The organism is Streptomyces sp. NPDC051578, from assembly GCF_044454045.1.
Taxonomy (GTDB): domain Bacteria; phylum Actinomycetota; class Actinomycetes; order Streptomycetales; family Streptomycetaceae; genus Streptomyces.
On sequence record NZ_JBITDH010000007.1, the window covers coordinates 11322 to 25837 of the forward strand.

17 protein-coding genes are annotated in these 14516 nt (G+C 72.1%); 11 read left to right on the forward strand and 6 right to left on the reverse strand.

What is annotated here, in order from left to right; genetic code table 11:
• Positions 1-104 precede the first annotated feature (104 nt).
• The 7 genes from ACIA6C_RS25260 to ACIA6C_RS25290 all read left to right on the forward strand — a co-directional run bounded on the left by ACIA6C_RS25260 (position 105) and on the right by ACIA6C_RS25290 (position 7169).
• On the forward strand, positions 105-926 hold the full coding sequence (locus ACIA6C_RS25260; protein WP_399279138.1) for a redox-sensing transcriptional repressor Rex: 822 nt from the start codon (positions 105-107) through the stop codon (positions 924-926).
• Positions 923-2617 carry a glutamyl-tRNA reductase gene (locus tag ACIA6C_RS25265; protein WP_399279140.1) on the forward strand — a complete coding sequence of 565 codons (1695 nt, stop codon included), beginning with the start codon at positions 923-925 and terminating at the stop codon, positions 2615-2617. The genes ACIA6C_RS25260 and ACIA6C_RS25265 overlap by 4 nt, the downstream gene beginning before the upstream one ends.
• The gene (gene hemC / locus ACIA6C_RS25270; RefSeq protein WP_399279142.1) at positions 2614-3582 is read left to right on the forward strand and encodes a hydroxymethylbilane synthase; all 969 of its coding nucleotides are present in this window, start codon (positions 2614-2616) and stop codon (positions 3580-3582) included. The genes ACIA6C_RS25265 and hemC overlap by 4 nt, the downstream gene beginning before the upstream one ends.
• A complete protein-coding gene (locus ACIA6C_RS25275) occupies positions 3579-5246 on the forward strand; it encodes a bifunctional uroporphyrinogen-III C-methyltransferase/uroporphyrinogen-III synthase (protein ID WP_361139562.1) in 1668 nt (555 codons plus the stop codon). The genes hemC and ACIA6C_RS25275 overlap by 4 nt, the downstream gene beginning before the upstream one ends.
• A gap of 146 nt (positions 5247-5392) precedes the next feature.
• Positions 5393-6394 (forward strand): porphobilinogen synthase, encoded by a 1002-nt coding sequence (gene hemB / locus ACIA6C_RS25280; protein WP_399279144.1) that lies wholly within the window; start codon positions 5393-5395, stop codon positions 6392-6394.
• A gap of 86 nt (positions 6395-6480) precedes the next feature.
• Positions 6481-6834 (forward strand): hypothetical protein, encoded by a 354-nt coding sequence (locus ACIA6C_RS25285; RefSeq protein WP_399279146.1) that lies wholly within the window; start codon positions 6481-6483, stop codon positions 6832-6834.
• 62 nt (positions 6835-6896) lie between these two features.
• Positions 6897-7169 (forward strand): DUF1876 domain-containing protein, encoded by a 273-nt coding sequence (locus ACIA6C_RS25290; RefSeq protein ID WP_136216588.1) that lies wholly within the window; start codon positions 6897-6899, stop codon positions 7167-7169.
• On the opposite strand, the gene ACIA6C_RS25295 is transcribed toward ACIA6C_RS25290, so the two are convergent.
• Positions 7151-7390 carry a DUF397 domain-containing protein gene (locus tag ACIA6C_RS25295; protein ID WP_399279148.1) on the reverse strand — a complete coding sequence of 80 codons (240 nt, stop codon included), beginning with the start codon at positions 7388-7390 and terminating at the stop codon, positions 7151-7153. The two genes, ACIA6C_RS25290 and ACIA6C_RS25295, sit on opposite strands and share 19 nt — an antisense overlap.
• Complete coding sequence (locus ACIA6C_RS25300; protein ID WP_399279150.1) at positions 7387-8211, reverse strand: Scr1 family TA system antitoxin-like transcriptional regulator; 825 nt, start codon at positions 8209-8211, stop codon at positions 7387-7389. Before ACIA6C_RS25300 ends, ACIA6C_RS25295 begins: the two co-directional genes overlap by 4 nt.
• A 112-nt stretch (positions 8212-8323) precedes the next feature.
• On the opposite strand from ACIA6C_RS25300, the gene ACIA6C_RS25305 reads away from it, so the two are divergent.
• Positions 8324-8725: an ATP-binding protein gene (locus ACIA6C_RS25305; RefSeq protein WP_399279152.1), complete on the forward strand. Its 402-nt coding sequence runs from the start codon at positions 8324-8326 to the stop codon at positions 8723-8725.
• Here ACIA6C_RS25305 and ACIA6C_RS25310 read toward each other — a convergent pair.
• The 3 genes from ACIA6C_RS25310 to ACIA6C_RS25320 are packed head-to-tail and all read right to left on the reverse strand — an operon-like array spanning position 8722 to position 10105.
• Complete coding sequence (locus ACIA6C_RS25310) at positions 8722-9174, reverse strand: hypothetical protein (protein WP_399279154.1); 453 nt, start codon at positions 9172-9174, stop codon at positions 8722-8724. The genes ACIA6C_RS25305 and ACIA6C_RS25310 overlap by 4 nt on opposite strands.
• Positions 9171-9680 carry an RNA polymerase sigma factor gene (locus tag ACIA6C_RS25315; protein ID WP_399279156.1) on the reverse strand — a complete coding sequence of 170 codons (510 nt, stop codon included), beginning with the start codon at positions 9678-9680 and terminating at the stop codon, positions 9171-9173. The genes ACIA6C_RS25310 and ACIA6C_RS25315 overlap by 4 nt, the downstream gene beginning before the upstream one ends.
• Positions 9677-10105, reverse strand: a complete 429-nt coding sequence (locus tag ACIA6C_RS25320; RefSeq protein WP_361139537.1) for a DUF3995 domain-containing protein — start codon at positions 10103-10105, stop codon at positions 9677-9679. Before ACIA6C_RS25320 ends, ACIA6C_RS25315 begins: the two co-directional genes overlap by 4 nt.
• 189 nt (positions 10106-10294) lie before the next feature.
• On the opposite strand from ACIA6C_RS25320, the gene ACIA6C_RS25325 reads away from it, so the two are divergent.
• Both ACIA6C_RS25325 and ACIA6C_RS25330 read left to right on the forward strand, forming a co-directional pair.
• The gene (locus ACIA6C_RS25325) at positions 10295-10501 is read left to right on the forward strand and encodes an antitoxin (RefSeq protein WP_399279506.1); all 207 of its coding nucleotides are present in this window, start codon (positions 10295-10297) and stop codon (positions 10499-10501) included.
• Entirely contained in the window at positions 10498-10794 is a 297-nt protein-coding gene (locus ACIA6C_RS25330; RefSeq protein WP_399279158.1) for a type II toxin-antitoxin system VapC family toxin, read from the forward strand. Before ACIA6C_RS25325 ends, ACIA6C_RS25330 begins: the two co-directional genes overlap by 4 nt.
• Positions 10795-10847: 53 nt before the next feature.
• Here ACIA6C_RS25330 and argS read toward each other — a convergent pair whose 3' ends face one another.
• Entirely contained in the window at positions 10848-12620 is a 1773-nt protein-coding gene (gene argS / locus ACIA6C_RS25335; RefSeq protein ID WP_399279160.1) for an arginine--tRNA ligase, read from the reverse strand.
• A 166-nt stretch (positions 12621-12786) separates the two neighbouring features.
• Between argS and lysS the strand changes: the two genes are divergently transcribed.
• Complete coding sequence (gene lysS, locus ACIA6C_RS25340) at positions 12787-14514, forward strand: lysine--tRNA ligase (RefSeq protein WP_399279162.1); 1728 nt, start codon at positions 12787-12789, stop codon at positions 14512-14514.
• Positions 14515-14516: the final 2 nt, after the last annotated feature.

The following is a 14516-nucleotide window of genomic DNA, read 5'->3' on the forward strand; positions in this document are numbered from 1 at the left end:
GACACAATCTTTGTGCACGCGTTCACAAAGACATAGCCTGCTTCCGACGGGGCGGTCTTGGGACAAGTGACCGCCTGCAGCCCCGCTCATCCCGCAGGAGCATCGTGGCAACTGGCCGAACTCACCGACCGGCGACCCGCAGCCGAGGTATTCCCGAGGCCACTGTCGCCAGGCTTCCGCTGTACTTGCGTGCCCTCACCGCGCTCTCCGAGCGATCGGTGCCCACGGTGTCCTCCGAGGAGCTCGCGGCCGCCGCCGGGGTGAACTCCGCCAAGCTGCGCAAGGACTTCTCCTACCTCGGCTCCTACGGCACGCGCGGCGTCGGCTACGACGTCGAGTACCTCGTCTACCAGATCTCCCGCGAACTCGGGCTGACCCAGGACTGGCCGGTCGTCATCGTCGGCATCGGCAACCTCGGCGCGGCCCTGGCCAACTACGGCGGTTTCGCCTCGCGCGGCTTCCGGGTCGCGGCGCTCATCGACGCCGACCCGGCGATGGCGGGCAAGCCGGTGGCCGGCATGCCCGTGCAGCACACCGATGACCTGGAGAAGATCATCGAGGAGAACGGCGTCTCCATCGGGGTCATCGCGACCCCGGCGGGCGCGGCGCAGCAGGTGAGCGAGCGGCTCATCGCGGCGGGCGTCACCTCCATCCTGAACTTCGCGCCGACCGTGCTGTCCGTGCCGGACGGCGTGGACGTGCGCAAGGTGGACCTGTCGATCGAGCTCCAGATCCTGGCGTTCCACGAGCAGCGCAAGGCCGGCGAGGAAGCGGCGGCCGCCGCGGGTCCCGCCGGGGACGCGGGTGCGGGTGCCGCCGCCGAGAGCCCCGTGACGGCCGCTGCTGCTGCCGCCGCTGCCGCTGCCGCCTCCGGGGTCCGCAAGGGCGGTCCCGAGGGTGACGTCCCGGCGGTGATGCCGGCATGAGTCTGCTGGTCGTAGGGCTGAGCCACCGCAGTGCGCCGGTGAGCGTGCTGGAGCGGGCCTCGCTGTCCGCCGACGCCAAGGTCAAGCTGCTGCACGACACCCTCGCCGCCGAGCCGGCGACGGAGGCGACGGTGCTCGCCACCTGCAACCGCATCGAGCTGTACGCCGACGTGGACAAGTTCCACGCCGGTGTGGCCGAGCTGTCGACGTTGCTGGCGCAGCACAGCGGGGTGGCGCTGGAGGAGCTCACTCCGTATCTCTACGTGCACTACGAGGACCGGGCGGTGCACCACCTGTTCTCGGTGGCGTGCGGGCTGGACTCGATGGTGGTCGGCGAGGGCCAGATCCTCGGGCAGATCAAGGACGCGCTGGCGCTGGGGCAGGAGCAGCACACGGCGGGCCGGTTGATCAACGACCTGTTCCAGCAGGCGCTGCGGGTCGGCAAGCGGGCGCACTCGGAGACCGGGATCGACCGGGCCGGGCAGTCGCTGGTGACGTTCGGGCTGGAGCAGCTGTCCATGGGGGCCGAGGTCCCGCAGTGGGCGGCGGGCAAGCGGGCGCTGGTGATCGGCGCCGGCTCGATGTCGTCGCTGGCGGCGGCGACGCTGGCGCGGGTCGGCGTCGCCGAGATCGTCGTGGCGAACCGGACCGCGGAGCGGGCGGAGCGTTTGGCCGGGATTCTGGTTGCCTCGGGCACCGGGGTGGCGGCGCGGGCCGTACCGATGGCCTCCGTGGCGGGTGAGCTGGCGCGGGCCGACCTGGTCGTCTCCTGTACCGGCGCGACCGGGCTGGTGCTGACCGCCGATGACGTGCTCGCCGCGGCTTCCCGGGGCGCCGTCCCGGACCCCGCGCCCCGGACTCCCGCGGAGTCCGTCCCGGAGTACCCCCGCGCGGAGCCGGAGGCGGCGGGTGTGGACGGGGTGGACCCGGGCGTGCTCGCGCGGCTCGTGGCCGCCGCCGAGGGCGGGCGCAGGCTCGCCGACGCCGGGGCCGTGCGGGTCCTCAGCGCTCCCGCCGAGCGCGACGAGTGCCCCCTCGGGCCCGACGGGCGCTCCGCGCTCACCGGGGTCGACGCCAACTCACTGGAGCTGCACGGGACGTGGGCCGACCAGGGCGAGGCCACCGCACACCGGCAGCCCCGCAAGGGCGCCCGCGGCCAGGTCGACGCCCGGCCGGTCCGCCTCGCGCTGCTCGACCTGGCCATGCCGCGTGACATCGACGCGGCCGTCCACCGGATCCCCGGCGTACGGCTGGTCGACATCGAGTCGCTCGCCGAGGCCTCGGCGGACGCCCCGATGGCCGCCGACGTCGACGCGGTGCGCGCGATCGTCGCCGAGGAAGTGGCGGCCTTCGGCGCGGCCCAGCGGGCCGCGCACATCACGCCCACCGTCGTCGCGCTGCGCGCCATGGCCGCCGAGGTGGTGGCCATGGAGGTGGCCCGGCTCGACGGACGCCTGCCGGACCTGGACGAGCGCCAGCGGGCCGAAGTGACGCAGACCGTGCGGCGCGTCGTAGACAAGCTCCTCCACGCGCCGACCGTGCGCGTCAAGCAGCTCGCGAGCGAGCCCGGCGGCGCCGGGTACGCGGAGGCGCTGCGCGAACTCTTCGACCTCGACCCTCAGACGGTGGCCTCCGTCAGCCGGGCGGACGCGGCCGATCCGAAGAACGACGACCCAGGACGGGCATCATGAACACACGTCCCGACCAGCCCCTCCGGCTTGGCACGCGACGCAGCAAGCTGGCCATGTCCCAGTCCGGGCACGTCGCCGAGGCGGTACGGGCGGTCACCGGCCGGCCCGTCGAGCTCGTGGAAATCACGACCTACGGTGACGTGTCCCGGGAGCACCTCGCGCAGATCGGGGGCACCGGCGTCTTCGTCACCGCCCTGCGCGACGCGCTGGTCCGGGGCGAGGTGGACTTCGCCGTCCACTCGCTCAAGGACCTGCCGACCACGCAGCCCGAGGAGCTGGTGATCGCGGCCATGCCGAAGCGGGAGGACGCGCGGGACGCGCTCGTCGCCCGTGACGGCCTGACCTTCGAGCAGCTGCCGGACGGCGCGCGGATCGGTACCGGTTCGCCGCGCCGGATGGCGCAGCTGCACGCGTACGCCAAGAGCCTGGGCAAGGTCGTCGAGACCGTGCCGATCCGCGGGAACGTCGACACCCGGATCGGGTACGTGCGCGCCGGTGAGCTCGACGCCGTCGTCCTGGCCGCCGCCGGCCTGAACCGGATCGGCCGCGGTGGTGAAGCCACCGACCTGCTGTCCGTGGACAACGTGCTGCCCGCACCCGGCCAGGGAGCCCTGGCCGTGGAGTGCCTCGCGTCGGACACGGCCCTGATCGCCGCCCTCGCCGAACTCGACGACCCGTTCACCCGGGCCGCCGTGACCGCCGAGCGGTCCCTCCTCGCCGCCCTGGAGGCCGGATGCAGCGCCCCCGTGGGCGCGCTCGCCGACCTTCTGGCCGACGGGCAGATTGTCAATGAGATGCGCCTGCGCGGCGTCGTCGGAACCCTCGACGGCTCGACGCTGGTGCAGCTGTCCACCACCGGTCCCGTGCCCCAGTCTTACGACGAGGCCATGGCGCTCGGCCGCGAACTCGCGGACGAGATGCTGGCCAAGGGCGCGGCCGGTCTGATGGGGGAGCGATCGCTTTGAACCCCTCAAGTCCCACCCCCTCCGCCTTCGCGGCGGTCGCCGCCCACGGGCACGTCACCTTCCTGGGTGCCGGCCCCGGTGACCCGGGTCTGCTGACACTGCGGGCCGTGGAGGCGCTCGCCTCGGCGGACGTGCTGATCGCGGAACCCGAGGTGCTGGAGGTCGTACGTACCCACGCGCGCGCGGGTGTCGACACGCCGCAGCTGACGGTCGCTGACGAAATGTCAGCAGCCGCCGGGGTACCGGTGATCCGCGACGCGACCAATCTTGTCATGGAGGCCGCGCGGTCCGGCAGGCGGGTCGTGCGTGCCGTCACCGGCGACCCCGGACTCGACGGCAACGCGGCCGAGGAGATGCTCGTCTGCGCCACCGAGGGGATCCCCTTCGAGGTGGTGCCCGGTGTCGCGACCGCCGTGGGCGTGCCCGCGTACGCCGGTGTGCCGCTGCGCGGCCGGGGCGGCGCCGACGTGCGCTTCGTGGACGCGCGTACCGCCTCGGCGCGGTGCTGGAGCGAGGTCGGTGCGAGCGACGGCGTCCTCGTCGTCTCCGCGACGCTGGAGACGGTGTCGGCGGCCGCCGCGGAGCTGGTGGGCGCCGGGCGGGGGGCAGACACGCCGCTGACGGTGACCGTGGCCGGTACGACGACCCGGCAGCGGACCTGGAGCGCGACGCTGGGTTCCATCGCGCAGGTCTTCAAGCAGGGCAAGGTGCTGCCCTCGCCCGAGGGCTCGCGGCCGGTCATAGCCGTGGTCGGTGAGCACGGCGCCGCCGCGCGGCGTGAGGACATGGCCTGGTTCGAGTCGAAGCCGCTGTTCGGCTGGCGGGTGCTCGTGCCGCGCACCAAGGAGCAGGCCGCCTCGCTCTCCGACCAGCTCCGTTCGTACGGCGCGGTGCCGCACGAGGTGCCGACCATCGCCGTGGAGCCGCCGCGCACCCCGCAGCAGATGGAGCGGGCCGTCAAGGGCCTGGTCACCGGCCGCTACGAGTGGATCGCGTTCACCTCCGTCAACGCCGTGAAGGCGGTGCGGGAGAAGTTCGAGGAGTACGGGCTCGACGCGCGCGCCTTCGCGGGCATCAAGGTCGCCGCGGTGGGCGAGCAGACCGCCGCCGCGCTGGTCGAGTTCGGTGTGAAGCCGGACCTGGTGCCGAGCGGCGAGCAGTCGGCCGCCGGGCTGCTGGAGGACTGGCCGCCGTACGACCCGGTCTTCGACCCGATCGACCGCGTCTTCCTGCCGCGCGCCGACATCGCGACCGAGACGCTGGTTGCGGGCCTGATAGAGCTCGGGTGGGAGGTCGACGACGTCACCGCCTACCGGACGGTGCGCGCGTCGCCGCCGCCGGCGGACACGCGTGAGGCGATCAAGGGCGGCGGCTTCGACGCCGTGCTCTTCACCTCGTCCTCCACGGTGCGCAACCTCGTCGGGATCGCCGGCAAGCCGCACAACGTCACCGTGATCGCCTGCATCGGCCCGGCGACGGCCAAGACGGCGGAGGAGCACGGCCTGCGGGTCGACGTGCTCTCGCCCGAGCCGAGCGTGGGCAAGCTGGCGGAGGCGCTGGCCGAGTACGGCGCGGCGCGCCGCGAGGCGGCCAAGGAGGCCGGCGAGTCGGTGTACCGGCCGAGCGAGCGCCGCCCCGGCGCGCGCCGCCGCCGTACGACCTGACGGCGGGCAGCAGCTCCGAGGGGGCCCGGACGCATCGCGTCCGGGCCCCGCGCCGTTGCCGGGGCGTGGTGCGGCGCGGGGGCGCGCGGGCGGACGGCCTACGCTGGTTCCCGACTGTTCTCGACGCTCGAAGAGGCGACTAGAAGATGAGCACGTACGGATCCTTCCCCGGCTCGCGCCCCCGCCGGCTGCGCACCACCCCGGCGATGCGGCGGATGGTCGCGGAGACCCGCCTGCACCCCTCGGACCTGATCCTCCCCGCGTTCGTGCGCGAGGGCATCAGCGAACCGCTGCCCATCTCGGCGATGCCGGGCGTGATGCAGCACACGCGGGACACGCTGCGCAAGGCTGCCGTGGAGGCCGTGGAGGCGGGCGTCTCGGGGATCATGCTGTTCGGTGTCCCGGCGGACGAGAACAAGGACGCGCTGGGTACGGCGGGCACGGAGCCGGACGGCATCCTCCAGGTGGCGATCCGCGACGTGAGGTCCGAGGTGGGCGACGACCTCGTGATCATGTCCGACCTGTGCCTGGACGAGTACACCGACCACGGGCACTGCGGGGTGCTGGACGAGCACGGCCGCGTCGACAACGACGCGACGCTGGAGCGCTACGCCGAGATGGCGCAGGTCCAGGCCGACGCGGGCGTCCACGTCGTGGGCCCCAGCGGGATGATGGACGGCCAGGTCGGGGTGATCCGCGACGCGCTGGACGAGACCGGGCACGAGGACGTGGCGATCCTCGCCTACACGGCCAAGTACTCCTCGGCGTTCTACGGCCCCTTCCGGGAGGCCGTCGGCTCCTCCCTCCAGGGTGACCGCAAGACCTACCAGCAGGACCCGGCGAACGCCCGCGAGTCCCTGCGGGAGCTGGCGCTGGACCTGGAGGAGGGCGCCGACATGGTCATGGTCAAGCCGGCGGGCCCCTACCTGGACATCCTGTACCGGGTCGCGCAGGCGGTGGACGTGCCGGTGGCCGCGTACCAGATCAGCGGCGAGTACGCGATGATCGAGGCGGCCGCCGAGAAGGGCTGGATCGACCGGGACCGCGCGGTGCTGGAGGCCCTGCTGGGCATCAAGCGCGCGGGCGCGGACACGATCCTCACGTACTGGGCGACCGAAGCCGCCCAGTGGCTCGGCCGGGAGCGCTGAGCGCGCCGCGCCGTGGGTAGTCCCGCCCGGCGCGGATGAGTACCCGCACTCATGCGGCGGGTCCGTCGGGGTGGCTGGATGGGGGCATGGAACACAACGACGCCGGCCGGGACCGGTACGCCCTCATCGCTCCGATCGTGACGACCCTGATCACGCTGCCGCTCGGGCTCGGGGCGTTCGGGTTCGCCGGCCTCAGCCCGATGGCCTGCGATTCCTGCAACGGTGAGGCGGCCCGGCGCTTCGACGACAGCTTCGGTACGGCCTTCGTGGTGTTCCAGGCGGGGCTGGTCGTGGCGCTGGTGCTGCTGGTGGCCACCTGGGCGCTGCCCTGGCAGCGGCGCAACGCCGCGAAGCGGGTGCTCCTCGCCGCGCTCGCGCCGACGGCCGTCCTCGTGGCGTGGCTGCTCTTCTACGGCATGGTCGACTGGCCGGCCGAGTAGCCGCGGGCGCGGTGGTGGGCGCACCCTGGAGGCAAGAGGTCGACCTCTGGAGGTGATCCCTCATGGCCACGCTCGCCGGGTGGCACGTGGAGATGGAATTCACCGAGGAGGGCCACCGCACCAGCGCGGCAGCCCTGCTCAGGCTCATGGACGGCACAGAACTGCGGGCGCGCGGCTACGCCATGCGGCATCCGTCCGACACGGACCAGCTCCGCGTCGGTGAGGAGATCGCGGGCGCCCGGGCGCTCATGGATCTCGCGTCGCAGCTACTGGACAAGGCCCACACCGAGATCGACGCGGAGTCGGGCCGGCACTCCTACCCGCTGACCCAGTGAGCGAGGCGGGTCCAGGTAGCCGGTGAAAGGGTGAGGACGGGACCGTGCGGGACCTTCGAGTCCCGCACGTGTACCCGGTCGGCGCAGGGCGCGACCTCGACGCACTGGCCGCCCTCGTCGCCGCTGTACGTCGACTTCTGCCAGGCGTAGCCCACTTCGACGCAGTTGCCGCCGTCGCTGCCGCTGTAGCTGGACTTGAACCACGTGAGTTCGGTGCTCATGTATCTCCTAGCAGCCGGTTCAACAGGTCCCTGGTTTCATCGGGGTTGAGGGCCTGTGTCCGCAGCATCGCATACCTCTGGGCGATGATGCTGACCTCATCGAGGTCGGAGACGACCAGACTGCCGCGTTGGCTTTCGACGTACGCGATGTGCTCGTGGTTCGGCGTTTCCAGCAGGACGAACGGTCCGTCGAGGGCCGGGTGGGCGGTCCGGTCCAGCGGCAGCACCTGAATCATCACGCCGGGGAGCCGTGAGCAGGCCGCCAGGTGCTGGAGCTGCTCCCGTAGTACCTCTGGGCCGCCGAGCGGGCACCTCAGGGCCGGCTCCCAGATGACGAAGCTGACCAGCATCGGCTTCTCGCGGTGTAGGACCGACTGCCGGTCGATCCGGGCGGTCGTCTGGTCGGCGATCTCCTCGTCGGTGTACATGGGGATGCGGCTGCGGAAGACCGCCTCCGCGTACGCTTTGGTCTGGAGCAGACCCGGGATGACCTGGTTCTCGTACGAGGACAAGGCCAGGGCCTTCTTCTCCAGGCTCATCAGCGGCTCCGCCCAAGGCGGTATCACGTCCATCTGGGGCAACCGGTCGGCCGCAACGGCGAGCAAGCCGGGCAGCCCGAGCACGGCGTCCATCAGCGCCGCCACGTCGGGCATCAAGGGGCGCCTGCCCTGCTCGATGGAGGCGATGCTCTCCTCCTGGAGGCCGACCCTTTTTCCGAGCTCCCGCTGTGTAAGTCCTTTGGCGACGCGGGCGGCGGCGACCTGGGCGCCGACCATCCTCATCGCCGTCGCGTTGGGCCGCGTCCTGTTCCTTGGTGGCATGGACCTGAACTCCCCACCTGCGCAAGCGGACTACCCGTACCCATCCGTACTGGATGGTCAGTACGGATAGGCGTACTGCATCACGCTAGTCACACACCGCGACGCTCGTCAGGTGAACGTGACGAATGAACCCACCCTGGTGCGGGACCGGTTCTATCCGCGCAGCCGCCAAACCGTCGCCGCCGCCAGGCGGTTCGCGGCCCAGACGATCGATGCCTGGGCGGCCGCCGACCGGCTGGACGACGTGTTGCTCTGCGTGAGCGAGCTGGCCACCAACGCGCTGCTGCACGGCGTGCCGTCCGGCCGGGGCTACCGCCTGCGGCTGTTGCGCTTCGGCGGGGTGGTCCGGGTCGAGGTGCACGACAGCGGGGGCGGGCGGCCGCGGGTCGGGGGCCGGGACGCCGACGCCGAGCGGGGGCGCGGGCTGCTGCTCGTCGCGGCCGTCGCCGACCGGTGGGGGGTCGGCACGCGCAGCCCCGGCAAGACGGTGTGGTGCGAGCTGGACACCCCCTAGCCCTGCTCCCCGACCCGCTCCTCCAGGCGGGCCATCGCCCGGGCCAGTTCGCCGGCCGTGCCCAGCGGGACGATCGCCGCGCGGCCGGGGACCCGTACGCCGCCGGTCAGGGCCACCCGGGTGCCGCCGCCCGGCTCCGGGGCCGCCGCCATGCCGACGATCAGGAAGCGGCTCTGGAGCCAGCACCAGCCCGGGCGCAGCACCCCCCGGAAGTGGGCCCGCAGCCCGTACTTGCTGCGGGCCAGGGCTTCCACCCGGTCGCCGCTCACCCGCAGCACCCGCACCCGGCGCATGTCCGGCTGGAAGCGGCCGAACTCGCCCTCCAGGTCGGCCATCACCGCCCAGACGGTGTCCGGGTCGGCGGGCAGCACCCGTTCGGCGATCCGGGCGCCCGGGATGCCGGCCGCCATCACCCGCAGGCGGCCGACGGTGTCCATCGCGTACGTCATGAGAACCACGCCTTCCGGAAGCTCGTACGGGCCCGGTGGAGCCGGGACTTGGCGGTGCCGGGCGGCACTCCGAGGACGGCCGCGGCGGCCTCCTCGTCCAGTCCCTCGATGTCCCGCAGTACCAGCACCGCCCGGTGGTCGGGGGACAGGCGGGCCAGTACGTCGTCGATGTCGGCGGCGAGCTGGGGGTCGCCGCGTTCGGGGACGTCGGCGAGTTCGGCCGGGTGGGTCCGGGCCGCGCGGCGGGCGGTGCGCACCGCCTCGCGGACCGCGATGGCCCGCACCCAGCCGTACAGGGCCTCGGGCTCGCGCAGCGTCCTCAGCGCCCCGAAGACGGCGACCAGCGCCTCCTGCGTGGCGTCCGGGCCGTCCGCGAGGGCGATCGGGGCGCAGACGCGGGCGACGTACGGGGTGAGGTGGTCGAGGAGGTCGTGCATCGCCAGGGTGTTGCCGGCGCGGGCGGCCCGGGCGAGGGAGACTCCGCGCTCGCGTTCCGCCGGGGTCACCGGGCGCGCGCCAGACGGGCGGCGGCCCAGCCGAAGCCGAGGCAGGCAGGGGTGTAGAGCGCGAGGTTGAGTGCGTAGAAGGGCCCGGGCGGGCTGTCGAGGACCCCTGCGGCCCAGCCCAGGCCCGCCAGGCCCCGTACGGCGAGCCCGGCGGCGACGGCACCGGTCACCAGCCGGGTCGCGGGGCCGCCCCGGCGGCGGGAGTGGGCCAGGACGGCCGAGGCGCCGGTGAGGGTGAGGGCGGCGAGCGGCAGGACGACGGGCGGCGCGAAGGAGACCTCGGTGCCGAGGACGGCGAGGGAGAGCGCGTGCGCGTCGGCGGCGGGCCAGGTCCGCCCGGTGGCCCAGTACAGGTGCGCGAGGCCGTCCGCGGCCAGCAGGGCCGCGAGGGCCGTGCCCAGGCGGCGGCGGGTGGTGTCGTTCATGTGCTCCCCCTCGGTGTGCGTACCAACACCCTGGAGAGGAGCCGCCCGCGCGGAACGTTCCCTGTGTTCCGCGTCACACGCCGGCGACCGGCTGTCCCCATGGCGGCCCGAAGGCAGCTGGGAGGATTGCTCGCACCATGCTTGCGCTGCAACTCTTCTTGTTGCATGGCTACCTTGTAGGTACGCGATCTGTCCGACGAGGCGCTCGCCGAGCTGAAGATACGAGCCGCACGCAGCCGTCAGTCACTCCAGGCATATGCCCGTGCGCTGCTGGAGGAAGAGGCCGCGACACCGTCGATCGTGGATGTCATCGCGCGGATCCGTTCCCGCGTGTCGGCTGATCTGCGCGTGGACGAGGTCCTGGGGGATCTTGACGCCGGACGGCGGCGCGAATGATCGTGGTCGACGCGAGCGCGGTCGTCCTGCTGGTCGCCGACGCGGGATCGACGGGCGAGGCGGTTCATGAGCGAGTGCTCGGCGAACGGCTTGCCGCGCCCCACCTGCTCGACGTGGAAGTCGCCCATGCGCTGCTCGGCCGTCACCGGGGCGAAAAGCTCTCCGACCGGCAGTTGGACGCCGCGTACGTCACCCTCGCCGAAGGGCTCCAGGTCCCGCTCGTCACGTGCGATGCGCGGATCGCACGGTCCGGAAGCGCCCGCTGCAAGATCGAGGTCCTCGGCTCGGCATAGAAAGGCGCAGCCCCGCCCGGGCGGTACGCCGGGCGGGGCTGCGTACCGGACCGTCAGAGGCGCTCGGGGGTGCGGATGCCGAGGAGCGCCATGCCCTTGGTGAGGGTGCGGGCGGTCAGGTCGCAGAGGAAGAGGCGGTTCTCCATCTGCTCGGCGGTGTCGGCCTTGAGGACCGGGCACTGGTCGAAGAAGGTCGAGTAGAGCGTCGCGAGCTGGAAGAGGAACGCCGCGACCTTGTGCGGGGCGTACTCGGCGGCCGCGTCCGCGATGACCTCCCCGAACTGGTCGATGTGCAGGCCCAGGGCGCGTTCGGCCGGGGCGAGCGCCAGCTCGGGGTGCGCGACGGGCCGGGTCTCGCCGGCCTTGCGCAGGATCGAGCGGTTACGGGCGTACGCGTACTGGAGGTACACGGACGTGTCACCGGTCAGCGAGACCATCTGGTCCAGGTCGAACTTGTAGTCGCGGCCGGCGGAGGTGGAGAGGTCGGCGTACTTGACCGCGCCGATGCCCACGTACTGGCCGTTGGAGACGATCTCCTCCTCGCTCAGGCCGATCTTCTCGCTCTTCTCGCGCACGACGGCCGTCGCCCGCTCGACGGCCTCGTCCAGCAGGTCGACCAGGCGGACGGTCTCGCCCTCACGGGTCTTGAACGGCTTGCCGTCCTTGCCGAGGACCGTGCCGAAGGCCAGCTGGACGGCCTTGACGTCGTCGTTCAGCCAGCCGGCCCGGCGGGCCGTCTCGAAGACCATCTTGAAGTGCAGGGACTGCCGGGCGTCGACCACGTAGATGAGCGTGTCGGCCTTGAGCTCGCCCACGCGGTTGCGGATCGCGGACAGGTCGGTCGCGGCGTAGCCGAAGCCGCCGTCGGACTTCTGGACGATCAGCGGCGTCGGGTTGCCGTCCGGGCCCTTGTACTCGTCGAAGAAGACGCACAGCGCGCCGTTGGAGCGGACGGCGACGCCCGAGTCCTCCAGCAGCTTGCAGGTCTCGGCGAGCATGTCGTTGTAGCCGGACTCGCCGACCACGTCAGCGTCCTGGATGTCCATGTCCAGCTTGTGGAAGACGGAGTAGAAGTAGATCTTCGACTCGTCGACGAACCGCTGCCACAGGGCGAGGGTCTCGGGGTCCCCGGCCTGGAGGTCGACGACCCGGGCGCGGGCGCGCGTCTTGAACTCCTCGTCGGAGTCGAAGAGGGTGCGCGAGGCCTTGTAGAGGCGGTTCAGGTTGGACATGGCCTCCTCGCCGGAGATTTCCTCCCCGCCGTCGGCCTTGTGGTCCAGCTCGTGCGGGTGCTCCAGGAGGTACTGGATGAGCATGCCGAACTGGGTGCCCCAGTCGCCGATGTGGTGCCGGCGGACCACCTTCTCGCCCGTGAACTCCAGGATCTCGACCATCGCGGCGCCGATGACGGCGGAGCGCAGGTGGCCGACGTGCATCTCCTTGGCGACGTTGGGCTGCGCGTAGTCGATCACCGTGGTGCCGGCGGCGGCGTTCAGCGGCACGCCCAGCCGGTCGTCGGCGGCGCGGGCCGCCAGGGTCTCGACGATCGCCCGGTCGGAGACCGTGATGTTGAGGAAGCCGGGTCCGGAGACCTCGATCTCCTCGATCACACCGCCCTTGTCCAGCCCTTCGAGGACGGTCGACGCCAGCTCGCGCGGGTTGGCCTTGGCCTTCTTCGCGAGCGCCAGGATGCCGTTGGCCTGGAAGTCGGCCCGGTCGCTTCGTCGCAGCAGCGGGTCGGCGGCACCGGCCTCCGGCAGGGCGGAGGCGAGGGCGTCCGCGACGCGCTGATGGACGGAGGAAGCGAGGGAAGGGACCGAGGCCATGAGCTGCCGTTCCTGTGAGGTGAACTTGGTTGTTCCGACAAGAGCCGAGTATCCCACGCGGGGGCCTTCCGTTTCTCGGGAGAATGCGGGAGGAGAGCAACCCCGGAGCGGCTCCTTCCGTCTGGGAGAATGGCGTAAGCCAGCATTCGAGATAGAAGGACGTGTCGTGGCTCAGAGCAGCACCGAGACCGACTGGGTCTCCCGTTTCGCGGACGAGGTCATCGCCGAGGCGGAGCGCCGAGCACCCGGCAAACCTGTCGTCGTCGCGTCCGGACTCTCCCCCTCCGGCCCGATCCACCTCGGCAACCTGCGCGAGGTCATGACCCCGCACCTGGTCGCCGACGAGATCCGCCGCCGCGGCATCGAGGTCCGGCACGTCCTGTCCTGGGACGACTACGACCGCTACCGCAAGGTTCCGGCGGGCGTCGAGGGCGTGGACGAGAGCTGGGCGCAGCACATCGGCAAGCCGCTGACCGCCGTCCCGGCCCCGGCCGGGTCCGCGTACGGCAGCTGGGCCGAGCACTTCAAGGCCGCGATGGTCGAGTCGCTGGCCGAGCTGGGCGTCGAGTACGACCCGATCAGCCAGACCGAGCAGTACACGACGGGCGTCTACCGCGAGCAGGTGCTGTTCGCGATGAAGCACCGCGCGGACATCGACGCCGTGCTCGACCAGTACCGCACGAAGCAGAAGCCGGGCGGCAAGAAGCCGCAGCAGAAGCAGGTCGACGAGGCCGAGCTGGAGGCCGCCGAGGGTTCGGGCGCCGCCGCCGAGGACGACGGCAGCAGCGCCGAGGGCGGTTACTTCCCGTACAAGCCGTACTGCGGCCAGTGCGGCAAGGACTTCACCAAGGTCACCGCGTACGACGACGAGACCACCGAGCTGACCTACGTCTGCACCGAGGACGAGTTCACCGAGACGGTCGCGCTCAGCGAGTTCAACCGCGGCAAGCTGGTCTGGAAGGTCGACTGGCCGATGCGCTGGGCGTACGAGGGAGTCATCTTCGAGCCCTCCGGCGTCGACCACTCCTCGCCCGGTTCGTCGTTCCAGGTCGGCGGCCAGATCGTACACATCTTCGGCGGCGAGCAGCCGATCGGACCGATGTACGCGTTCGTCGGCATCAGCGGCATGGCCAAGATGTCGTCCAGCAAGGGCGGGGTCCCGACCCCCGCCGACGCGCTCAAGATCATGGAGCCGCAGCTGCTGCGCTGGCTGTACGCGCGCCGCCGCCCGAACCAGTCGTTCAAGATCGCCTTCGACCAGGAGATCCAGCGGCTGTACGACGAGTGGGACAAGCTGGAGGCGAAGGTCGCCGACGGCTCCGTGCTGCCGGCCGACGCGGCCGCCCACGCGCGCGCCGTACGCGTCGCCTCGCACGAGCTGCCGCGCACCCCGCGCCCCCTGCCGTACCGGACGCTGGCCTCGGTGGTCGACATCACCGCCGGACACGACGAGCAGACGCTGCGCATCCTGTCCGACCTGGACCCGCAGCGGCCGCTGGCCTCGCTGGACGAGGTGCGGCCGCGGCTGGACCGCGCCGAGAACTGGATCACCACCCAGGTCCCGGCCGACCAGCGGACCCTGGTGCGCGAGGAGCCGGACACCGAGCTGCTGTCCTCGCTGGACCACGAGGGCCGGGAGTCGCTGCGGCTGCTCCTGGAGGGGCTGGACTCGCACTGGTCGCTCGACGGGCTGACCACGCTGGTCTACGGCGTGCCCAAGGTGATGGCCGGGCTGGAGCCCGACGCCAAGCCGACGCCGGAGCTCAAGGTCGCGCAGCGCACCTTCTTCGCGCTGCTGTACCGGCTGCTGGTGACCCGGGAGACCGGGCCGCGCCTGCCCACGCTGCTGCTGGCGGTGGGGGCGGACCGGGTGCGCAAGCTGCTGGCCGCCTGAAC